Genomic DNA, 20,949 nt, shown 5'->3' on the forward strand with positions numbered 1-20,949 from the left:
CGGCCGGCCCGGTCGTCGCTCCGGGTCAGATCGCCCGGCGGCCCTCGAACGCGCGACCCAGGGTGATCTCGTCGGCGTACTCCAGATCGCCGCCGACCGGCAAACCACTGGCCAGCCGGGTCACCGCGATGCCCATCGGCTTCACCATGAGCGCCAGGTAGGTGGCGGTCGCCTCACCCTCGGTGTTCGGGTCCGTGGCGAGGATCAGCTCACGGACCGCGCCCCCGCCCAGCCGGGTCATCAGCTCCCGGATCCGCAGGTTGTCCGGGCCGATGCCCTCCAGCGGGTTGATCGCGCCGCCGAGCACGTGGTAGCGGCCGCGGAACTCGCCGGTCCGCTCGATCGCCACGACGTCCTTCGGCTCCTCGACCACGCAGAGCACCTCGTCCGTGCGCCGCGGGTCACGGCAGATCCGGCACTGCTCGGACTCGGCCACGTTGTAGCAGGTCGTGCAGAACCGCACCAGCTCCTTGACCTTGCGCAGCGCGCCGGCCAGCCGGTTCACGTCGGCGGGATCCGCGGACAGGACGTGGAACGCGATCCGCTGGGCGCTCTTCGGGCCCACGCCCGGCAGCCGGCCCAGCTCGTCGATCAGATCCTGGATGGCACCCTCGTACATCTGCCGGCTCAGAACCCGGGCAGGCCGAGGCCGCCCATCCCACCCGCGACCGGGCCCATCTTCTTCTCGGTCAGCTCCCGGGCCGCCTCGGCGGCGTTGTGCACGGCGGCGACGACCAGGTCCTCCAGCGTCTCCACGTCCTCCGGGTCGACCGCCTTCGGGTCGATCTTGATCGCCTTCAGCTCACCGGTGCCGGCGACGGTGGCGGTGACCAGGCCCCCACCGGCGGTGCCGGTCAGCTCCGCCTCGGCCAGCTCGGCCTGCGCCTTGGCGATCTGCTGCTGCATCTTCTGCGCCTGCTTCAGCATCTGCTGCATGTTCGGCTGTCCACCTGGGCGCACGGATGGCTCCTTCTCGCACTCGTCTGATCGGCCGCGCCCAGCCTAGTCGGGCGACGGCACTGCTCCTCGGCGGTCGACGCGCGCTCAGCGCGCGTCCACCTCGTCGATCTTCTCGGCCCCGAACGCCTCGCGGAGCAACTGCACCGCCTGCTCCTCGCTGGACTGCCGGGCGGTCCGCTCGTCGATCACGTCGTCCAGCGGTTCGTCGCCCGGGTCGAAGCCCTCGTAGGCGGGCGCCGCCGGGGCCGCCGACCGGCCGCCGGCCGGCCCGTCGTAGTCCGGGTCGTAGGGCGGCTCGCCGGCCCAGTCGGCGTCCGCGGTCTTCCGCGTCGCCTGGACCGCCCGCGGGCCCTTGCTCGGGCCGCCACCGGCGGCGGCCGCCGCCGCGGCCGCCCGGGCCGCCGCGATCGCGCTGTTCTTCGGCGTGCCACCGCCCGCCGGCGACGGAACCGGGCCCGGTGGCCCGGCCGGCTTCGGTACGCCGGGAGCGGAGACGGTCGCCGGGGCGGGAGCCGTGGCCACGGCTGCCGCGCCACCCGGACGGGCGGCCTCGGGCCAGTCGTCCCCGCCCGTGCCGGCCGCCGGGGCGGCGTCGCTCCCCGCCGGCTGTCCGGCGCCACCCGGTCGGGCCGGCTCCGGCCAGTCCTCCTCGTCGTCCCCGCCGGCGCCCGTCCCCTGCGCGGCCGGACCGGCCGGCCGCCGGGTCGGACCACCGGACGGCTCCGACGCACGGGCGGCCCCGCCGGACGGGCCGGCGGCGTTCCCGGGCCGGGCCCCGACCGCCCCGCCGGCACGGTTCGCCGAGGAGCCGGGTTGGGCAGCGGTGGCCCCGGCTGAGCCGCCGGTCCCCGGCGCGTCGGACGGGCCTGGCGCACGGGCCGGGGCGGCATCCGGGCCGGCCGGACCGGACGCCGGGCGGGCCGGGGCCGGGTCGGAGGAAGCCGCGCGGGACGACCCGGAGGGGCGGGCCGGGCCGCCGAGCGACGCCGCGCCCCGCTCGCCGGCCACCTCGCAGCGGATCTGCCAGCGGCCACCCAACTCCTCGTAGAGGGCGTCGGTGAGCACCGCGGCGTGGTCGGCCATCATCTTCGCCAGCACCGTCGACTTCACGGTCAGCACCAGGGTGTCGCCGTCCAGGTCGCGGACCACCGCGTCGCGCATCAGCGCCGCGATCCGTTTGTTGCTCCGGTTGACCTTGCCGACGACCTCGGCCCAGACCCGGCGCACCGCGACGGCGTCCAGCGCGCCGGCCGGGGCCGCGCCGGGGCGCGGCGGCTCCGGGGTGGCCGGATCGGGCAGCACCGCCGAGGCCGGGACGGGACGCCGGGCGGGACCCCCGGACGCCGGACCGTCAACCGGCGAGCCGCCGGACGCCCGGTCGGCCGGGGAGTCACCGGAGCCCGGCTGGGCCGAGCCGGACCGGTCAGCGGGGCGGGCGCCCGGACCGGGCTGGGCGGCCGCACCGGGCACCGGGTCGACCTGGCGACCCTGCCCGGCGGCACCGGAGCCGCTCGCGCCCGGGTCGACCGGGCGGGCGGCCGGGGTCGGGCGGGCACCGGCCGCCGCGGCGGCGGCACGGGCGGCGGCCGCCCCGGTCGGGGCGCCGGCAGCCGCCGGCGGGCCGGCGGTCTCCGGGTCGGGCGCGGCGGCAGCCGCGGTCGGGGCGGGAGGCGCCGGGCGTACGTCCGGGGCGGAAGTGGCCGGCGCGGGGCCGGCGGCGGCCGGCGGCGGCTCGGCGCCACCCAGGGTGAGCCGGCGTTCCATGCGCTCCAGACGCTGGAGCAGGCCGCCGGACGAGTCGTCCACGCCGGGCAGCAGCATCCGGGCGCAGATCAGCTCCAGCAGCAGCCGAGGCGCGGTGGTGCCGCGCATCTCGACCAGGCCGTTGTGCACGATGTCGGCGCAGCGGGACAGGGTCGCCGGGCCGAGCCGCTGGGCCTGGGCGGCCATCCGCTCGATCTGGTCGTCGGGGCCGTCGATCAGGCCCTTGGCGGCGGCGTCCGGCACCTGCTGGATGACGATGAGGTCGCGCAGCCGCTCCAGCAGGTCGGAGGCGAACCGGCGCGGGTCGTGCCCGGCCTCCGCGACCCGGTCGACGGTGGCGTACGCGGCCGCGCCGTCCCCGGCGGCGAGCGCGTCGCACATCTCGTCGATCAGGGCGGAGTCGGTGACGCCGAGCAGCGCGGCGGCCCGGGCGTAGCTGACCCCCTCCGGGCCGGCGCCGGCCATGAGCTGATCGAGCACCGAGAGGCTGTCCCGGGCGCTGCCGCCACCGGCGCGCACCACAAGCGGGAAGACCGCCGGCTCGACCTTGACCCCTTCGGCCTCGGTCAGCTGCTCCAGGTAGGGGCGGAGCACCTTCGGCGGGATCAGCCGGAACGGGTAGTGGTGCGTCCGCGACTTGATCGTGCCGAGGACCTTCTCCGGCTCGGTGGTGGCGAAGATGAACTTGACGTACTCCGGGGGCTCCTCGACCAGCTTGAGCAGGGCGTTGAAGCCGGCCGACGAGACCATGTGCGCCTCGTCGATGACGTAGATCTTGAAGCGGCTGCGGGCCGGCGCGAAGAACGCCTTCTCGCGCAGCTCACGGGCATCGTCGACGCCGCCGTGGCTGGCCGCGTCGATCTCGATGACGTCGATCGAGCCGGAGCCGTCGGTGGCCAGCGAACGGCACGACTCACACTGCCCGCAGGGCTCGGGGGTCGGCCCCTGCTCGCAGTTGAGCGAGCGGGCCAGGATCCGGGCGCTGGAGGTCTTGCCGCAGCCCCGGGGGCCGGAGAAGAGATAGGCGTGGTTCAGCCGCCCGCTGCGCAGCGCCTGCGACAGCGGCTCGGTGACGTGCTCCTGGCCGATGACCTCGGCGAACGTACGGGGCCGGTACTTGCGGTAAAGGGCCAGTGCCACCCGTCCCGCCTCCTCTCGACCGAGCCATTCTGCGCCGGTCGGCCGCGGGTGACCACCCACCACCCCGTGACCTGACCCGCAGGGACGTTACCGGCACCCGGAGACAGAAAGGCCCCCCGTGCACCCGTCAGAGCCCGCTTATCCTTGCTGCCTTCCGGCCCTGGGGAGGTTCACGAGATGCACGCCGCACGGGGGGTGCCGCCAAGCCTACCCGACCCGGGGTGGATCTTCATGGGGTGGTGGGGTGGCTCGCCCGCCGGGGACCTGTATCCTGGCTCGCGGAGGATTCGCCTAGAGGCCTAGGGCGCACGCTTGGAAAGCGTGTTGGGTTAACACCCTCACGAGTTCGAATCTCGTATCCTCCGCCGTCGATGCAAAGGCCGGCCCCCTCGGGGCCGGCCTTTGCTCGTTCCCCCGGCCGCTCAACGCGCCGTCCGATCACCGCCAGACTCTCCGCCCGCCGCCGGCCAGGCTGGTGGCATGAACGGAGTTCTGGACGGAAAAGTGGCATTGGTGACCGGCGGCAGCCGGGGCATCGGGGCGGCCGTGGCGCTGCGGCTGGCCCGGGAGGGCGCCGACGTGGCGCTGACCTACGAGCGGCGCGCCGACCGGGCGGCCGAGCTGGTGGAGCAGATCAAGGCGGTGGGGCGGCGCGCCCTGGCGGTGCCGGCCGACAGCGCCGACCCGGCGGCGGCGCGCGCGGCGGTCGACCGGGTCGCCGGGGAGTTCGGCCGGCTGGACGTGCTGGTCAACAACGCCGCGGTGTTCCTGACCGGACCGGTGACCGAACTCGGCCCCGACGAGGTCGAGCGGACGATCGCGGTCAACGTGCGGGCGCCGTTCGTGTTCGCCCAGGCGGCGGTCCGGCACCTGACCGACGGCGGCCGGATCGTGAGCATCGGCAGCAACGTGGCCGAGCGGGCGGTCTTCCCCGGTCTCGCCCTCTACTCGATGAGCAAGACCGCCCTGCTCGGGCTCACCCGGGGCCTCGCCCGGGAGCTGGGCGGCCGGGGGATCACGGCGAACCTGGTCAACCCCGGCCCGACCGACACCGACGCGAACCCGGCGGACGGGCCGAACGCGGACGCCGTCCGGGGCTTCACGGCCCTGGGCCGCTACGCCGACCCGGCGGAGATCGCCGCCGTCGTGGCGTTCCTCGCCGGACCCGACGGCGGGTACGTGACCGGCGCGACGATCAACGCGGACGGCGGCTTCACGAGCTGACCGGGGCGGGGGCCGGTGCCATCCCGGGTCGGCTCCCGCCCGGGTACGCCGTCAGCCCGGCCCCGCCGGCCCGGCGGGCGGACCGGCCGCCGCGGGCGCGGTTTCCGCCGGCTGGGCGGTCGGCGGCCCGACCGGTGCGCCCGGACGCGGACCGCCGCGCAGCGCCCAGCCGGCGAGCAGCGCCGCGCCGGCCGCCGCGACCGACAGGACCACCCGGTGGTCGACCAGCTCCAGCAGGCCGGCGCCGGCCAGGACGGCGAGCGTGCCGGGGCCGAAGGTCAGCGTGTTCACCGTCGCGGAGACCCGCCCGACCAGCGCGTTCGGCGTCTCCCGCTGCACGGCGGTCCAGACGGTGATCAGCACGAGCGGCACCCCGAATCCGACGGCCAGGGTGCCGACCGCCACCGGAACGAGGGCGGGCACCGCGCGCAGCGCCAGCCCGGCGGCGAGGGCCGCGACCGCCGCCGCGGTCAGCCGCCGGTCGCCGAGCCGGCGCAGCAACGTTCCCGCGGCCAGGCCACCGACCAGGGCCCCGACGCCCTGCACGGTGGCGAGCACCCCGTTGAACTCGGGCGGCCGGTGCAGGCCGTCGTCCACCACGGCGTACGCGACGGCGCCGTTGATCCCGGTCAGCAGCAGCGTGGCGCCGGTGCAGGCGACGAGGTGGCGCAGGGCCGCGTGCCGGCGCAGGTGGCCCAGCCCCTCGGCGAGCTGGCGGGTCCACGGTTCGGGCGGCGGTGGGGGCTCCTCGCGTGCCCGGATCAGGGTGAGCAGCACGGCGGCGAGGGCGAAGGTGGCGGCGTCGAGCAGCACCACCGGGTGCCCGCCGTACGCGGCGAAGAGGCCGGCGCCGGCCAGCGGGGCGACCAGCTTCATGCCCTCGTTGACAGTCGTCCGCAGGCCGTTGAAGTCGCCGAGCAGTTCCCCGGGAACCACTGTCGGCACCAGCGCCGCCTCGGCCGAGTCGATCAACACGAAGCTCACGCCGTAGCCGACCATCACCGCGAAGATCAGCCAGACCCGGGCGGCGGAGTCGACGAGCAGCAGCACCGGGAGCAGGGCGGCCATGGCCAGGTGCAGGGCGATCAGCAGCGGCCGGCGACGGAACCGGTCGGCCAGCACCCCGATGAGCGGGGCCACCAGGGTGGGTCCCCAGATGCCGAGGGTGACCAGCCCGGCCAGGCTGCTCGACCCGGTCAGGTCCTTCACCCAGATCCCAGCGACCAGGATCATGGCCGCCGTGCCGAAGCCGGACACCAGCACGCCGGTCAGGTAGCGGCCGGCGTCGCGGTTGCCCAGCACCCTGGTCGTACCCCAGCTCATGGCACCTCCCCGTGCGGTGCGATTCTGTCCGCACCCCACCCCCAAGTCAATGCTTGGGGGTGGTACGCCCGGGCCGGTGCGGTTCAATGGCGGCCGTGAGCACCGCCGATCCGCGCCTGCGCGCGCTGGCCCATCCGGTACGACTGCGCATGCTCTCGCTGCTGTGGAGCGCGCCGCTCTCCGCCGCCGCACTGGCCCGGGAGCTGTCCATCTCCCACGCCCTGGCCAGCCAGCACCTGCGCCGGCTGGACGCCGCCGGCCTCGTCGAACTGGCCGACGTGCGGGCCCGGCGCGGCGGCCGGGAACGCCGCTACCGCGCGGTACGCGGGCCCTGGCTCACCGAGCAGGAGGAGGGGCAGCCGCTGCTCGCCGAGTCGCTCGCCCGCAACCTGCTCGACCGGGTGGCCGGCCGCGCCCCGGGGACGTCCGGCGTCACCACCGACGCCGAGCTGTGGGTGTCCCCCGACGCCTGGGCGGCGGCGCGCCGGCGCCTGCACGCGATCATGACCGAGCTGCACGACGCCGCCCAGCCGCCGCACGCCCCCGGTACGGTCCGGGTGGGCGCCACCCTCATGGCCTTCGAGATGACCGACCCGACACCGGCCGGCGAGGGCTGACCGCCCGTCGTACACATGTTCCATCCACAGCCTGTGGACACCGAGGGGATCGGATGAGTTACCAGCTCAGCGCGGTGGTCGCCGACGTCGAGCTGCTGCGCGAGGAAACCGCCGAGCTGGATCACGCGGTGCTCGCCGCGCTCCGCCAGGACTTCGCGCTGCTGCCGGTCACCCCGCAGCTGGTCGAGGAGCTGACCGGCGGGCTGCCCGATTTCGCCACCGGGGAACCGTCGGCGGAACACCCGTTCCAGCTCGTCCTCTCACCATCGCTTGTCGAACTGCTGGCCCGCTGGTCCCGGCGGGGGCCGGTGGCCTACCTGGAGGCGGAGTTCGCCGGCGGGCTGGGTCGCCAGGCCGCGGCGGTCTGGCTGGGCGGCGAGCCGAGCTGGGGGCCCCGCTTCGACGACCGGCTCGACCGGCCGCGCGCCGAATGGCCGATCAACGCGGCGCTCGCCCGGCTGGGGGCCGAGCCGGGGCCGTGGATCGACCCGTTCGCCGAACTGGGCCTGCACCTGGAACGGGACACGGCCGGCTGGCTGGCGCACGGCCGCCGTGGGCTCTCCGCCGACTACTGGGACGAGCTGGCGGAGGAGTGGGAACTGCGCCAATCCGACAACCACCAGCAACTCAATCGCCCCGGTCCCGTTGGGGACTGGGGGATTGCATGAAACTACGACAATTCGGATTCATCGCCGCACTGCTGACGGCCGCCTCGATCGCCGGCAGCGGCGTCCGTCCACAGGGGCCGGAGGTGCCGGCCCGGCCGGTCGGGGCCGCCGAGGTGGTCAGCCTCCACGGGCTGGCCAACGCCGAGTTCGGCGCCACCGAGGCGGACCTGTCCCGGCGCGGCGTGCTGCGCACCGACGAGGACGCGTGCGGGCCGACGCTGGCCGGGCACGGCTCGGTCAGCCCGATCTTCGCCGACGACCGGCTCGTCCTGCTGTGGCTCGACGACCCGATGAGCACCCCGGAGGGAATCACCGTCGGCACGCCGGTCGACGCGGTGCACGCCGCGTACCCGCGGGTGGTCCGGCTCGACGCTCCACAGGAGATGCACCGGTTCGACGGGCTGCTCGCCCGCAGCGGCGACCGCGCCTACCTCTTCCTGCACGACGGCACCACGGTCCGGAAGATCATCGCCGGGTACGCGGACTGGGCCCGCCGCCTCTTCGACGAGGGCTACGGCCCCTGCTGACCCGCCCGCCCACGGGCGGCGGGTTGTGCGGCCGCCCGGTGGGACGGTAGAGACGACGCATGCGTCGGGTGGTCATGGTCGGCCTGTCGGTGATCGTCGTGGCCCTGCTCGGCGTGGCCACGAACGTCGCCACCGGCGCGCTGCCCGCACGCTGGACCCCGTACCTCTGGCTGGCCTGGCCGATGGTGCTGCTGCTGGTGGCGGTCCTCGTGGCCATCGAGGTGCAGCGGGGCCGGGAGCCGCGGCGGACCGGGACCGCCGGCGCGGCGCGGGCCCGGAAGGTGCTGCTGGAGCGGGTCCGCCGCTACTGGGTGACAAGCGTCCTGGACCGGTCCCTGTACGAGGAGGCCCGGATCGAGCTGGGCATCGCCGCGACCGCCGACGACCGCCGGCACCCGTGGAGTCTGCAAGCCAGCGACCGGGACGGCCTCACCGGCGCGCTGGACGACCGGACCTCGATGTCGGCCCTGTTCGACCAGCTCGACCAGGCGGTGGTCATCGTCGGGGCACCCGGCGCCGGCAAGACGACCACCCTCCTGGAACTCGCCCGGGACCTGCTCGACCGCGCCGACCACGACCCGGACGCGCCGATTCCCGCCGTCTTCAACCTCTCGTCCTGGGCGGCCCTCCGCCGGCCCCTCGACCGGTGGCTCGTCGAGCAGCTCACCGAGCGGTACGGCATCCCGGCCGAGCAGGCGACGGCGTGGGTGGCGGCCGGGGAGATCCTGCCGTTGCTGGACGGCCTCGACGAGGTCGGCGAGCAGCACCGCGACGAGTGCGCGGAGGCGATCGCCGCGTTCCACAAGCGGCAGCCGCTCACCCCGATCGCCGTCTGCTGCCGCCAGGCCGAGTACGCACGACTCCGGTCGGAGCTGCCCCTCTACGGCACGGTCGCCATCCAGCCCCTGGACCGGTCCCAGATCGAGCGGTACGTCGACCGGCCGGGGCTGGGCGGGCTGCGGGCGGCCCTCGACGCCGACCCCGAGCTGTGGCAGCTCGCCGACTCGCCGCTGATGCTCAGCATCATGGCCCTGGCGTACGCGGAACCGAGCGCCGCCGGTGTCACCGCGGCCCCCGCCGGCTCCGGGCGTGAACGGCTCTTCACCCGGTACGTCGACACGATGCTGCGGCGCCGGCCACATCCCCGGTACCGCCCCGAGCGGACCGCCGGCCACCTCGCCACCCTCGCCCGGGTGCTGCGCCTGCGCGAACAGACGGTCTTCGTGCTGGACATGATCGACGAGTCCTGGTCGGCCCGGCGCCCGGCCGCGCCGTGGACCTCGACAGCGCTCGCCCGGCTGCTCGGTTGCGCCGCGCTCGCCGCGCTGTTCGGCGCGGCGGGCTGGGTGCTGGGCTCGGCGGTCGGCCTGGTGGTCGCCGGCGGCCTGCTGGGGCTGGCCGTGCTCATGCACGTGGTGAACTACGACGACCTGTTCGAGCTGACCTCGACCATCGGCGACCGCGACGACCGGCCACCGGCGAGCTGGGTGGAGGCGGTCTGGACCAGGAGCGTCGCCGAGCTGGAACGGCTCATCCAGGTCTCGGCGCTCGTCGCCGGCGCGGCCGTCGGCGGGCTCACCGGCTGGTTCACCCCCGGCGGGCCGAGCTGGACCGCCGGCCTCGGTTACGGCGGCGGGTTCTTCCTCGCCACGGTGGTCGCCCTGATCGCCCTCGACAGCACCCAGGTGCGGCTCCACTTCCGGCCGCTGCCGCCCCGCACGGACCGCCGCGAGCTGCCCAGCCCGCTGCTGCGGCAACGGCTGACCGCCATAGCGGCCGATCTCGTCACGCTCGGCGTGATGATCGGCGTGCTCGGCTTCGTGCCGGTCGCGCTGGCCCGGGGCGCGGCCGAGGCACTCCGCTTCGCGGTGCTGCTCGGTGGCGGCACCGCCCTCCTGCTGTTCACCGTGGTCGCGTTCGCCCCGATGATCGAGCAGGCCCTGGTCCGGCGGCGACTCGCCCGGGAGGGCCTGGTGCCCTACCCGCTGCTGCCGTTCCTCGACCACGCCGTGCAGTGCCTCTTCCTGCGCCAGGTGGGCGACGGCTACATCTTCGTGCACCGGGAACTGCTCGACCACTTCGCCGAGCGCGCGGCGACCGACCTGCCGCTGCCGCGGATCCGCGCCGCCGCACCCGCCCGCCGGAAGGAATACGGCACAACCGGAAACGCCTCCCGGCCCGCTCCTTAACCGAAACTCATGGTTCTCTTAGCGAAGCCGCTCGATGCGACGCCTTACCGTCAACCGGTCATATCCATGAGGGACACGGGGCCCGGGAGGACATCCAGTGGTCAGACGCCATGCCGCACGACTCGTCGTCGCCGTCGGAGGAGTTATCGCCCTGCTCGCCGCGGGGCAGACCGCGGCCTTCGCCGCGCCGACGAACGACGACTACTCCGCCGCCATCGCGGTGGAGACCCTTCCCTTCACCACGACCATCGACACCAGCGGCGCCACGACGGGCCCGACCGATCCGACCACCTGCGCCAACAAGGGGTCGGTGTGGTTCACCGTCACGCCCGAGCGGGACGGCCGCCTGCAGGCCGACACGATCGGCAGCGACTACGACACGGTGCTCTCCGCCTTCACCGGCGAGCCGGGGGCCTTCACCCAGCTGGCCTGCAACGACGACGACCAGGCCCAGCAGTCGAGGGTCGCCTTCCCGGTCACCGCCGGGACCACCTACCGCCTCATGGTCGGTGTCTGCTGCGGCAACGGCGGGGCCGGCGGCGGGTCGCTCCGGCTCTCCGTCAGCTACGTCCCGCCGCCGCCGAACGACAACTTCGCCGACGCGATCGCGGTCACCGGGCTGCCCTACTCGAACACCCAGCCCTACGAGGCGGCCACCCGCGAGGCGGGCGAGACGTCGGTCTGCGCCTCGTCGCAGCACACCACCTGGTATTCGTACACGCCGACGACCACCACGTCGGTCGTCGCCCAGACGGACCCGATGTACGCCGGCATCAACGTGTACCTCGGCTCCTCGCTCGGCGGCCTGTCCTACGTCCGGTGCACCGGTCTCTACGACTACCGCTCGCTGACCTTCGTGGCGGAAGCCGGCCGGACGTACCTGTTCCAGGTCAGCGGGGACGGCATCGCCTCGCACGCCTTCCAGCTGGTGGAGGCGCCCGATCCCGTCGCCGACTTCGCCTACTACCGGAGCGACCCCAATTCGTTCGACCTCACCGCGTTCTCCCAGACCGCCCACGACCCGGCCGGCGCGGGTATCGAGTCCTTCGCCTGGGACTTCGGCGACGGCGCTACCTCGACGGAGGCGAACCCGGTCCACCGCTTCCTTAGGGACGGTGACTACCCGGTCCGGCTGGCGGTGGAGACGCCGGACGGGCGCACCGACTCGATCACCCGGGTGGTCGAGGTGCGTACCCATGACGTGGCGATCGTGCGGGTGAAGGCGCCGACGCGCGCCCGGGTGGGGCAGACCGTCACGGTCGAGGTCCACGTCCAGAACACCCGGTACGAGGAGAACGTCCAGGTGGACCTCTACAAGAGCGTCGCGGGGGACTACGCCACTGTCGGGGCGTTGAAACAGCTGGTTCCGGTCAGGGAGTCGGGCAGGACCACCCGCTTCGCGTTCACCTACACGGTGACCGCCGACGACCTGGCCCTCGGGAAGCTCACCTTCCGGGCGGCCGCGGACCTGAGCCCGAACCGGGACGCGATCCCGGCGGACAACGAACTGCTCTCCACCCCCGTCAAGATCACCTGATGACAAGCGGAACGCCCGGCCGATCCGTTCGGATCGGCCGGGCGTTCTCGCATTTCACGAGCGGTGGCGGCGGGATTTGAACCCGCGGAGGGCGTAAACCCTCACACGCTTTCGAGGCGTGCTCCTTAGGCCACTCGGACACGCCACCGCCGAGTAGGGTACAGGACCCCGGGTCTGGACACCGAACCGGTATCCCCGGGCCCGGCCTGGCAGGATCCTTGCCATGAGTACGCACATCGGCGCTGAGCCGGGAGAGATCGCCGAGCGGGTCCTGATGCCGGGTGACCCGCTGCGGGCCAAGTGGATCGCGGAGACCTACCTCGAGGACGCCCGCTGCTACACGACGGTTCGCGGCATGCTGGGCTTCACCGGCCGCTGGAACGGCGTCGAGGTCTCCGTCCAGGGGTCGGGCATGGGCATGCCCTCCGCCTCCATCTACGCCCACGAGCTGATCAACGAGTACGGCGTGAAGACGCTGATCCGGGTCGGCTCCTGCGGCGCCCTGACCGAGGACCTCCAGCTGCGGGACGTGGTGGCGGCGATCGGCTCGTCCACCGACTCGAACATGAACCGGATGCGGTTCGACGGGTTGATCGACTACGCGCCGGTGGCCGATTTCGGGCTGCTGCGTACCGCCGTCGAGGTGGCCGAGCGGCGCGGCATCACCATGCGGGTGGGCCCGATCCTGGCGGCGGACGCCTTCTACACCGACCGGCCGGACCTCTACGACACCCTGGCCGACTACGGCGTGCTCGCGGTGGAGATGGAGTCGGCGGCGCTCTACACCATCGCGGCCCGGTTCAAGGCCCGCGCGCTGACCGTCCTGACCGTCAGCGACCACATCAAGACCGGCGAGAAGACCACGTCGCAGGAGCGCGAGCAGACGTTCGGCCAGATGGTCGAGATCGCCCTCGACACGGCCGTCGCCTGACCCGACCCTCGAGCCGCGACCGCCCCGCCACCGCTGAGGTGGCGGGGCGGTCGGCGTTACCGGGGTCACACGAATAAATACGACCGGTCGTTCTTATTTTCGTTACGCTGCCGGCATGACCTCCGACGGCCGCGTCGCCCGCGGCGACCGCACCCGCAGCGCGGTGCTCGACACCGCCGTGTCGCTGGCCACCGAGGTCGGCCTGGACGGGCTCTCCCTCGCCCAGCTCGCCGATCGGCTCGGGGTCAGCAAGTCCGGCCTCTTCGCACACTGGCGGTCCAAGGAGGCGCTGCAGCTCGCCACCGTCGACCGCGCCGTGACGCAGTGGGAGGAGCGGATCGTCGGCCCCGCCCTGCGCGCTCCGCGGGGCGTCCGCCGGCTGCGCGCGCTGCACGAGGCGCGCATCGAGTTCTACGCGGCCCGGGTCCTCCCCGGCGGCTGTTTCTTCGCCAACACCGAGTTCGAGTACAACGCCCGCTCCGGCCCGGTCCGGGACCGGCTCGCCGAGGCGTCCGGCCGGTGGAGCGCGTTCCTCGAACGCCTCGTCCGGGAGGCCGTCGAGCTCGGCGAACTCCCCGCCGACCTGGACGTGCCGCAACTGGCGTACGAGATCGACGCGCTGGGGATCGGCGCCGTCATGCGGTCGCGGATGCTCGACCCGGACGTCACCTACCGGCACGCCCGCCAGGGCCTGCTGAACCGGCTGCGGGCGCTCTGCCCCGACCCGACCCTGCTACCGGAAGGCCCGTCATGAGCCAGACCACCGTCGAATTCGGGCACGTCGAGCACGTCCCGGTGCACTTCGACGACCTCGACGCCATGGGCATCCTGCACAACGCCCGCTACGCGGTGCTGCTGGAGCGCGCCCTGACGCCGTACTGGGCCGAGCGCGGCGTCGCCTTCCGCGGCGACGTGCACGCCGCTCCCGACGTGTTCCACGCCGTCCGGGAGTTCACCATCACCTACCGTGCCCCGGTCACCGGGGTCGGCCCGGTGGCGGTGCACTTCTGGCTGGAGCACTTCGGCACCAGCAGCGCCCGCTACGCCTTCGAGTTCCGCTCGGTCGACGGCAGGGTCCTGCACGCCGACGGCACCCGGTCGATCGTCCGGCTGGACCCCGCCACCCTGCGCCCGACCGCCTGGACCGAGGCGGCCCGGGCGGTGGCGGTGACCCTGCTCCGCCCCGCGCCCGCGCCGGTCTGAGCGGGGACGGTCAGCGGAAGAAGGCGCGCAGCAGGGCCGCGCTCTCGGCCTCCCGCACCCCGCCGTACACCTCGGGGCGGTGGGTGAGGCGGCGGTCGCGCAGCACGTCCCAGAGCGAGCCGACGGCGCCCGTCTTCGGCTCCCACGCCCCGAACACCACCGTGGAGATCCGGGCCAGGGCGATGGCGCCCGCGCACATCGTGCACGGCTCCAGGGACACGACAAGGGTGCAGCCCTCCAGCCGCCAGCGGCCCAGCCGTTCGGCGGCCCGGCGCAGCGCCAGCACCTCGGCGTGCGCCGTCGGGTCGCCGGTCAACTCCCGCTCGTTGCGGCCGATCGCCAGCTCGGCGCCGTCCGGGCCGTAGACCACGGCACCGACCGGGACGTCCTCGACCGCGTCGGCGCCGTCGCCGGGGACGCTGTCCGGGCCGGTCACCGCGACCTCCAGGGCCCGGCGCATCCACAGCTCGTGCCGCTGCCGGCGACCCACGCCGTCCGGCTCGGCCAGACCCTCGTCCGCGCCCGGACCGACGCGCGCCGCCCAGCCCGGGGTGGGCTGCCCGGGGCGTACGGTCTCCAGCGCCGGGTCGGTGGCGTCAGCCGGCTCCGCCCCGCCGGTCCACTCCGGGCCGGGTGGCTCAGACCTCACGAAGCTCCTCGACCTCGTCGGCGCAGCCGAGCACCTGGCAGATCTCGGCCGTGACGTCGGCCGGCATCATCCCCTCGTGGCCGCAGAGGGCGAGCAGCTTCGGCGCGGGGATCCCCAGGTCGGCGAGGAGATCCGCGTCGCCCACCGGGTCGGCCTCCGGGTCCACGGCCGGCTGCTCGGTCTCCTCGTCGCCACCGGCGGCCGGGCGCGGCTCGTCGGCGTCCTCCAGGCCGGTGACCGAGGTCTTCAGGTCCCCGACCAGCAGCGCGCCCAGCCGGGACTCCTCCGCGTACGCCGAGTCGGAGCCGAAGACCCGCAGGTCCTCCCCCTCGTCCAGGCGCAGGATCACCAGGTACGTGTCGTCGGCCTCGACGAACAGCAGGGAGAGGTCGGCGTCCGGCTCGACGTCGCGCAGCCGGTCGGCCACCTCCTCGATGTCGGTGACCCCCCGCAGGTTCACCTCGTCGGCGGTCCAGGCGCCCTCGACGCGCGCCACGGCAGCAGCGAAGTACGACACGGTCCCCCCAAATTGGCCTCGGCAGCACGCCGACTCGTCACGCGATGCACGTTAACCGGTCGGGTCGGCAGGCGACCGGTCAACGCCCCGAAGGGCCGGTCGAACCTGGAGAATGTCGGTCAGCCGGCGATGCGGCGACGGGTCGCGATGAGCTCGCGCAGCCGCTCGGAGCGGGCCCGCTGCTGCGGCCGTTCGCGCTGCCGCACCGTGCGGGCGCCGGCCAGCTCGGCGAGGAGTTGCAGGCGGCGGCGGCTCCGTTCGGGGTCGAGCCGCGGCGGGGTGATCCAGGCCATACCGCGAGCGTGGACCGTCACCGCGCGTACGTCAAGACGGTCTTCGCTACGCAGCGAAACCGGCACGGACGGTCACCAGAGCGGCCAGTCGCCGCTCTGCGCCCAGCGCACCGCGACGACCGCGGCGGCGATGCTCCAGCCACCCGCGGTGACGATCGCGACCCCGGTGGCCACCCCCCGGTCGCCGAAGCGGACCAGCACGGCGGCGGCCAGCCAGGCCAGCCCGCCGGCGAGCAGCGTCCACCAGGCGTAGCCGGGCACGTCCCGCCCGAGCAGGCCGAACAGCAGCAGCCAGACGAACGCGGTCACCGCGCCGGCCGCGACGCCGGCGCCGGTCACCGGGTACGGCTCGCGGTAACTCGGGCGCATCGGCGCGCCGGACGGGAAGAGCCCCGACGGCGTCCGCGGCAGCGGGCGCGCCGGACCCGCGCCGGGCTCCCCGGCCACGCCGTGCCAGCCGTTCGTCACCGCTGCCTCCTTCACGGACCGTAGACGGGTGGAGGTCACGCAGAGCGACGAATCCGGACGGACCCCGCCGCAGCGTTCGTCCCTACCGTAGTGGTCTGCCAGGATGACCGGATGCGCTCGTCATCGATCGGACGCCGCGCGCGTCCGGCGTACCCGGTCCTGCTGCTCGTGGCGGCGCTGGCTGCGGGGTGCGCCCCGGGCGGCGGGCCCACCGCGGCGCCGGGCAACTCGTGGCAGAGCCCGAGCGCGCCGGCCACCGGGGCGCAGGCCGCCCCGCCGACCGGCCCGGCCACGCCGGCCGCCCCGCCCACGCCCTCCCCGTCGCCGAGCCGCACCGGGTCGCGGCACGTCTTCCCGGTCCGCGCCGGCAACGTCGACTACCACCCCACCCACTCCGCGTACCCGGGGACGGACATCTTCGCCGACTGCGGTGAGCCGGTGGTGGCGGTCACCGACGGCGTGATCCTGGAGGTGAGCCGGGTGGACCGCTTCAACCGGCGCGGGCCGCTCGGCCCGAACAACGGCGGGCTGTCGGTGTCGCTGCTCGGCGACGACGGGGTCCGCTACTACGGGTCGCACCTCAGCGCGATCGCCGCCGGCGTCGACGCCGGCGTCCGCGTCCGGGCCGGCCAGCAGCTCGGGAAGGTGGGCCACACCGGCAACGCCAACAACGTCTGCCACCTGCACTTCGGGCTCTCCCCGAAGTGCACCGGGCACGACGACTGGTGGATCCGGCGGGGCGTCGTGTGGCCGGCGAAGTACCTCGACTCGTGGCGCAACCGCGGCAACCGCGCACCGGCCGCCGAGGTGAGCGCCTGGCAGCGCCGGCACGGCTGCCCGAAGGCGCCGAGCGGCTCCGCCGCGGCCGGCTGACGCCGTCCACTACCGACACCCCGGGCGACGCCGCGCGGCGGGCGGCCCGGGCGCGTAGTTTGCAGGGCATGACTGCCCGGGACCCCATCGCCGACCTGCGGCGTATCGCGTTCCTGCTGGAACGGGCGAACGAGGCCACCTACCGGGTCCGGGCGTTCCGGTCGGCGGCCAACGCGCTCGGCGCCCTGCCGGCCGGCGAGGTGGCCGAGCGGGCCCGCACCGGAAAGCTCACCGAGCTGTCCGGGGTCGGTGACGTCACGGCCCGTTGCGTGGCCGAGTCACTGGCCGGCGAGGAGCCCGTCTACCTGCGCCGGCTGCTCGCCACCGAGGGCACCGACCTGGACGAGGCCGCGGCGAAGCTGCGGGACGCGCTGCGCGGCGACTGCCACACCCACTCGGACTGGTCCGACGGCGGCTCACCGATCGAGGAGATGGCCCTGGCCGCGGTCGAGCTGGGGCACGAGTACGTGGTGCTCACCGACCACTCGCCCCGGCTCACGGTGGCCCGGGGGCTGACGGCGGACCGGCTGCGCAAGCAGCTCGACCACGTGGCCGCGGTGAACGAGGCGCTGCCGAAGGGCTTCCGCATCCTCACCGGCATCGAGGTCGACATCCTGGCCGACGGCTCGCTGGACCAGGAGGACGAGCTGCTGGCCCGCCTCGACGTGGTGGTCGGCTCGGTGCACAGCGGCCTCAACGACGACCGGGCGAAGATGACCCGCCGGATGCTGGCCGCGATCACCAACCCGCACCTGGACATCCTCGGTCACTGCACCGGGCGGATGGTTTCCTCCCGGCCGGCGGGGGTGACCGGCCCGGGCGACCGGGGGCACCGGGCGCGTACCCGCAAGGAGAGCGACTTCGACGCGGAGGCGGTCTTCGCGGCCTGCGCGGAGCACGACGTGGCCGTCGAGATCAACTCCCGGCCGGAGCGGCAGGACCCGCCGAAGCGGCTGATCCGTCGCGCCCTGGAGGCCGGCTGCCGGTTCGCCATCAACACCGACGCGCACGCCCCCGGCCAGTTGGACTGGCAGCGTTTCGGCTGCGAACGCGCCGCGCTGTGCGGGGTGCCGGCGAACCGGGTGGTCAACACCTGGAAGGCCGACCGCCTGGTGAAGTGGACGGCCGGCCACCGCTGACCGAGGCCGCCGCCGCCCGGTGGTGGCACCCGGGAGCCCCGGACCGCCACCGCGCCGGTGTGGCGGTCAGCGGCCCGCCGGCACCGCCGGCCGGGTGTCCGGGGCGGAGGTCCGCGCGGGCCGGCGCCGGCCCAGCATGCCCTGCGCGACGGCCACGCCGAGCAGCACGACCAGGGCGCCCACCGGCTGGTGCCAGTTCATCCGCTCACCGAGGACCACCGCGCCGACCAGCACCGCGAACACCGGGATCAGGTACGTGACGGTGGACGCCGTGCTCGCCCCCGCGACCCGGATGTTGCGCAGGTTGATCACGAAGGCCAGCCCGGTGCCGAGCGCGCCGAGCGCCAGCACGGAGGCCACCACCTTCGCGGACAGCCCGGTGGGCACCGGCGGCGCGCCCGCCACGAGGGGCGCGACCAGCGCGAGCTGCGCGGTCGCCACCAGCAGCTGCGCCGCCGACAGCGACAGCCCGGAGTACGCGCTGCCCGCGATGAACTTCTTCTGGTAGGGGATCGCCACGCCGTAGCAGGCGGCCGCCCCGAGGCACATGAGCTGGCCGGTGAAGTGCGACCCGCCCACGCCCTCCCAGACGCCGAGCACCACGAGCACACCGGCGAAGCCCAGCCCCAGCCCGACCGCGCGGCGCACGGTCAGCCGCTCGGTGCGGAATACCAGCACCGCCAGCGGCAGCACGATCAGCGGCGTCGTGGCGTTCCAGATGCCGGCGAGCATCGACTCGACCCGCTGCTCGCCGAAGCCGAACAGGGTGAACGGCAGCGCGACGCCGAAGGCGGCCACCACCACGAGGTGCGCCCAGACCCGGGGCTCGCGGGGCAGCCGGTCGCGCAGCACGGCCAGCACCACCAGCAGCGTCGCCGCGCCGGTGGCCACGCGGTAGAGGGTGAGGTGCAGCGGGTGCAGCTCCGCCACCCCCACCTTGATGAAGAGGAAGCTGGAACCCCAGATCACGCCGAGCGCGATGAACCCGGGCAGCCAGCTGCGCGCCGGCGCCCGGTCAGGAGTGATATCCGCTGTCACCCCTGACACTCTGCCGCAGGGGTACGACGAAGTCCCGCGATATTCGGACGCCGTGTCGATCGCCACAGCGGCTCGACGGCCCTGGATCCACTCGGGGCGGAACACGGCAAAACACCGTCGACACCGGGGCGGCCCGGTCACGTAGGGTCGCCTGGTGGGACGAATCGATGACCTCGCCAACCGCTACGTGGCCGACTGGGCTCCGCTGAGCCCGACCGGAGCCACCTACGTCGGCATCGCCGGCTACGACGACCAGCTCGACGACCTCTCCCCGGAGGGCTACGCGGCCCGCGCCGACCTGACCCGCCGCACGCTGGCCGACCTCGACGTGACCGAGCCGGACACCGAGGCGGAGCGGACCGCCAAGGAGGCGATGCAGGAGCGCCTCGGCCTGGAGCTCGCCCGCTACGAGGCCGGCGAGACCGGCAGCGAGGTCAACGTCATCGCCAGCGGGCTGCACGACCTGCGGATGGTCTTCGACCTCATGCCGACCGAGGGCGACGACGCCAAGGCGAACGTGGCCGCCCGGCTCAACCGCTTCGCCGGCGCCCTGGAGGGCTACAAGCGCACGCTGCGCGAGGCCGCGGCGGCCGGCCAGGTCAGCTCGCAGGTGCAGCTCGTCGAGGTCGCCAAGCAGTGCGACATCTGGGTCGACCCGAACGGCGACAACTTCTTCCACGGGCTGGCCGAGCGGCTCGGCGCCGAGGGCGCGCTCGGCACGGAGCTGCGCAGGGGCGCGGCCGCGGCGACGGCCGCCACGGCCGAGTTCGGGCAGTTCCTCCGCACCGAGTTGGCCCCTCGGGGCCGGCAGAAGCAGGCCGCCGGCCGGGAACGCTACGAGCTGGCCTCGCAGTACTTCCTCGGCGCCCGGGTCGACCTCGACGAGACGTACGCCTGGGGTTTCGCCGAGCTGGCCCGCCTGGAGAGTGAGATGCGCGCCGTCGCCGCGCGCATCGTGGGTCCGGGCGCCACGGTCGACGACGCGGTGCGTGCGCTGGACGCCGACCCGGCCCGGACCATCCAGGGCAAGGAGGCGTTCCGGGACTGGATGCAGGCGCTGGCCGACAAGGCGATCAGCGAGCTGCACGGCACCCACTTCGACATCCCGGAGCAGGTCCGCCGGATCGAGTGCTGCCTCGCCCCCACCAGCGACGGCGCCATCTACTACACCGGCCCGAGCGAGGACTTCTCCCGCCCGGGCCGGATGTGGTGGGCGGTGCCGCAGGGCATCACCGACTTCTCCACCTGGCGCGAGGTGACCACGGTCTACCACGAGGGCGTGCCGGGCCACCACCTCCAGGTCGCCCAGACCGCCGTCCGGGCCGACCTGCTCAACCGGTGGCAGCGGCTGCTCTGCTGGGTGTCCGGGCACGGTGAGGGCTGGGCGCTCTACTCCGAGCGGCTGATGGACGAGCTGGGCTACCTGGAGGACCCGGGCGACAAGCTCGGCATGCTCGACGGGCAGGCGTTCCGGGCCGCCCGGGTGATCGTCGACATCGGCATGCACCTGGAGCTGGAGATCCCGGCCGACAACCCGTTCGGCTTCCACCCGGGCGAGCGCTGGACGCCGGAGCTGGGCTGGGAGTTCATGCGGGCGCACTGCCGGGTGCCGGACGAGAACCTGCGCTTCGAGTTGAACCGCTACCTGGGCTGGCCGGGGCAGGCGCCCTCGTACAAGGTGGGCGAACGGATCTGGCTCCAGGCCCGGGAGGACGCGAAGGCCCGCAAGGGCGCGGACTTCGACCTCAAGGAGTTCCACCGCCAGGCGCTCGACCTGGGCTCGCTGGGGCTCGACCCGCTACGCCGGGCGCTGGCCCGGCTCTGAGCGACGACGACGGCCGGGAGTCCGGAGGGGTTCCTCCGGCTCCCGGCCGTTTCGCTTGGGGCCG

The 20,949-nt window shown here is 74.3% G+C and carries 21 protein-coding genes, 2 tRNA genes and 1 other RNA gene; 13 read left to right on the plus strand and 11 right to left on the minus strand.

What is annotated here, in order from left to right; all coding sequences use genetic code 11:
• Positions 1 to 25: 25 nt before the first annotated feature.
• The 4 genes from recR to ffs all read right to left on the minus strand — a co-directional run bounded on the left by recR (position 26) and on the right by ffs (position 4,062).
• Complete coding sequence (gene recR / locus ACZ6PY_RS13760; protein ID WP_091316841.1) at positions 26 to 619, minus strand: recombination mediator RecR; 594 nt, start codon at positions 617 to 619, stop codon at positions 26 to 28.
• Between the two features lie 8 nt (positions 620 to 627).
• Positions 628 to 936 carry a YbaB/EbfC family nucleoid-associated protein gene (locus ACZ6PY_RS13765; RefSeq protein ID WP_030502117.1) on the minus strand — a complete coding sequence of 103 codons (309 nt, stop codon included), beginning with the start codon at positions 934 to 936 and terminating at the stop codon, positions 628 to 630.
• 108 nt (positions 937 to 1,044) lie between these two features.
• On the minus strand, positions 1,045 to 3,864 hold the full coding sequence (locus ACZ6PY_RS13770) for a DNA polymerase III subunit gamma and tau (protein WP_466071988.1): 2,820 nt from the start codon (positions 3,862 to 3,864) through the stop codon (positions 1,045 to 1,047).
• Positions 3,865 to 3,971: 107 nt separating this feature from the next.
• Positions 3,972 to 4,062, minus strand: an RNA gene (gene ffs, locus ACZ6PY_RS13775) — signal recognition particle sRNA small type.
• Positions 4,063 to 4,144: 82 nt separating this feature from the next.
• On the opposite strand from ffs, the gene ACZ6PY_RS13780 reads away from it, so the two are divergent.
• Positions 4,145 to 4,229: transfer RNA gene (locus ACZ6PY_RS13780), tRNA-Ser, on the plus strand.
• 115 nt (positions 4,230 to 4,344) lie between these two features.
• Positions 4,345 to 5,088: an SDR family NAD(P)-dependent oxidoreductase gene (locus tag ACZ6PY_RS13785; RefSeq protein WP_466071990.1), complete on the plus strand. Its 744-nt coding sequence runs from the start codon at positions 4,345 to 4,347 to the stop codon at positions 5,086 to 5,088.
• A 51-nt stretch (positions 5,089 to 5,139) separates the two neighbouring features.
• On the opposite strand, the gene ACZ6PY_RS13790 is transcribed toward ACZ6PY_RS13785, so the two are convergent.
• Positions 5,140 to 6,411 carry an MFS transporter gene (locus ACZ6PY_RS13790; protein WP_466071992.1) on the minus strand — a complete coding sequence of 424 codons (1,272 nt, stop codon included), beginning with the start codon at positions 6,409 to 6,411 and terminating at the stop codon, positions 5,140 to 5,142.
• Between the two features lie 95 nt (positions 6,412 to 6,506).
• Between ACZ6PY_RS13790 and ACZ6PY_RS13795 the strand changes: the two genes are divergently transcribed.
• The 5 genes from ACZ6PY_RS13795 to ACZ6PY_RS13815 all read left to right on the plus strand — a co-directional run bounded on the left by ACZ6PY_RS13795 (position 6,507) and on the right by ACZ6PY_RS13815 (position 11,949).
• Positions 6,507 to 7,028, plus strand: coding sequence for a helix-turn-helix domain-containing protein (locus ACZ6PY_RS13795; RefSeq protein ID WP_466071994.1), 522 nt, complete (start codon positions 6,507 to 6,509; stop codon positions 7,026 to 7,028).
• Between the two features lie 53 nt (positions 7,029 to 7,081).
• Complete coding sequence (locus ACZ6PY_RS13800) at positions 7,082 to 7,696, plus strand: hypothetical protein (RefSeq protein WP_466071996.1); 615 nt, start codon at positions 7,082 to 7,084, stop codon at positions 7,694 to 7,696.
• Positions 7,693 to 8,223 (plus strand): hypothetical protein, encoded by a 531-nt coding sequence (locus ACZ6PY_RS13805; RefSeq protein ID WP_466071998.1) that lies wholly within the window; start codon positions 7,693 to 7,695, stop codon positions 8,221 to 8,223. Before ACZ6PY_RS13800 ends, ACZ6PY_RS13805 begins: the two co-directional genes overlap by 4 nt.
• A 59-nt stretch (positions 8,224 to 8,282) precedes the next feature.
• Positions 8,283 to 10,412, plus strand: coding sequence for an NACHT domain-containing protein (locus tag ACZ6PY_RS13810; protein WP_466072000.1), 2,130 nt, complete (start codon positions 8,283 to 8,285; stop codon positions 10,410 to 10,412).
• A gap of 97 nt (positions 10,413 to 10,509) precedes the next feature.
• The gene (locus ACZ6PY_RS13815; RefSeq protein WP_466072002.1) at positions 10,510 to 11,949 is read left to right on the plus strand and encodes a PKD domain-containing protein; all 1,440 of its coding nucleotides are present in this window, start codon (positions 10,510 to 10,512) and stop codon (positions 11,947 to 11,949) included.
• Between the two features lie 61 nt (positions 11,950 to 12,010).
• Here ACZ6PY_RS13815 and ACZ6PY_RS13820 read toward each other — a convergent pair.
• Positions 12,011 to 12,097: transfer RNA gene (locus ACZ6PY_RS13820), tRNA-Ser, on the minus strand.
• A 75-nt stretch (positions 12,098 to 12,172) separates the two neighbouring features.
• Between ACZ6PY_RS13820 and deoD the strand changes: the two genes are divergently transcribed.
• The 3 genes from deoD to ACZ6PY_RS13835 all read left to right on the plus strand — a co-directional run bounded on the left by deoD (position 12,173) and on the right by ACZ6PY_RS13835 (position 14,083).
• Positions 12,173 to 12,880 (plus strand): purine-nucleoside phosphorylase, encoded by a 708-nt coding sequence (gene deoD, locus ACZ6PY_RS13825; RefSeq protein WP_262282614.1) that lies wholly within the window; start codon positions 12,173 to 12,175, stop codon positions 12,878 to 12,880.
• Positions 12,881 to 12,995: 115 nt separating this feature from the next.
• Positions 12,996 to 13,634, plus strand: a complete 639-nt coding sequence (locus ACZ6PY_RS13830) for a TetR/AcrR family transcriptional regulator (protein ID WP_466072004.1) — start codon at positions 12,996 to 12,998, stop codon at positions 13,632 to 13,634.
• Positions 13,631 to 14,083, plus strand: a complete 453-nt coding sequence (locus ACZ6PY_RS13835) for an acyl-CoA thioesterase (protein ID WP_466072005.1) — start codon at positions 13,631 to 13,633, stop codon at positions 14,081 to 14,083. Before ACZ6PY_RS13830 ends, ACZ6PY_RS13835 begins: the two co-directional genes overlap by 4 nt.
• Positions 14,084 to 14,093: 10 nt before the next feature.
• Here ACZ6PY_RS13835 and ACZ6PY_RS13840 read toward each other — a convergent pair whose 3' ends face one another.
• From ACZ6PY_RS13840 to ACZ6PY_RS13855, 4 genes are all read right to left on the minus strand, one after another.
• Positions 14,094 to 14,543, minus strand: coding sequence for a nucleoside deaminase (locus ACZ6PY_RS13840; RefSeq protein WP_262283156.1), 450 nt, complete (start codon positions 14,541 to 14,543; stop codon positions 14,094 to 14,096).
• Between the two features lie 178 nt (positions 14,544 to 14,721).
• Entirely contained in the window at positions 14,722 to 15,249 is a 528-nt protein-coding gene (locus ACZ6PY_RS13845) for a tRNA adenosine deaminase-associated protein (protein WP_466072007.1), read from the minus strand.
• 119 nt (positions 15,250 to 15,368) lie between these two features.
• A complete protein-coding gene (locus ACZ6PY_RS13850; RefSeq protein ID WP_167364313.1) occupies positions 15,369 to 15,542 on the minus strand; it encodes a hypothetical protein in 174 nt (57 codons plus the stop codon).
• A gap of 72 nt (positions 15,543 to 15,614) precedes the next feature.
• Positions 15,615 to 15,911, minus strand: a complete 297-nt coding sequence (locus ACZ6PY_RS13855) for a hypothetical protein (RefSeq protein ID WP_466072092.1) — start codon at positions 15,909 to 15,911, stop codon at positions 15,615 to 15,617.
• A 210-nt stretch (positions 15,912 to 16,121) separates the two neighbouring features.
• Between ACZ6PY_RS13855 and ACZ6PY_RS13860 the strand changes: the two genes are divergently transcribed.
• Positions 16,122 to 16,883: a M23 family metallopeptidase gene (locus tag ACZ6PY_RS13860; RefSeq protein WP_466072009.1), complete on the plus strand. Its 762-nt coding sequence runs from the start codon at positions 16,122 to 16,124 to the stop codon at positions 16,881 to 16,883.
• A 68-nt stretch (positions 16,884 to 16,951) separates the two neighbouring features.
• Positions 16,952 to 18,022: a PHP domain-containing protein gene (locus tag ACZ6PY_RS13865; protein WP_466072011.1), complete on the plus strand. Its 1,071-nt coding sequence runs from the start codon at positions 16,952 to 16,954 to the stop codon at positions 18,020 to 18,022.
• 66 nt (positions 18,023 to 18,088) lie between these two features.
• Here ACZ6PY_RS13865 and ACZ6PY_RS13870 read toward each other — a convergent pair whose 3' ends face one another.
• On the minus strand, positions 18,089 to 19,060 hold the full coding sequence (locus ACZ6PY_RS13870) for a DMT family transporter (protein ID WP_466072013.1): 972 nt from the start codon (positions 19,058 to 19,060) through the stop codon (positions 18,089 to 18,091).
• A 154-nt stretch (positions 19,061 to 19,214) separates the two neighbouring features.
• Here ACZ6PY_RS13870 and ACZ6PY_RS13875 point away from each other — a divergent pair, with 154 nt between their 5' ends.
• Entirely contained in the window at positions 19,215 to 20,885 is a 1,671-nt protein-coding gene (locus ACZ6PY_RS13875) for a DUF885 domain-containing protein (RefSeq protein WP_466072015.1), read from the plus strand.
• Positions 20,886 to 20,949 lie beyond the last annotated feature (64 nt).

The sequence above is a fragment of the Micromonospora sp. NPDC048907 genome, from assembly GCF_055586885.1.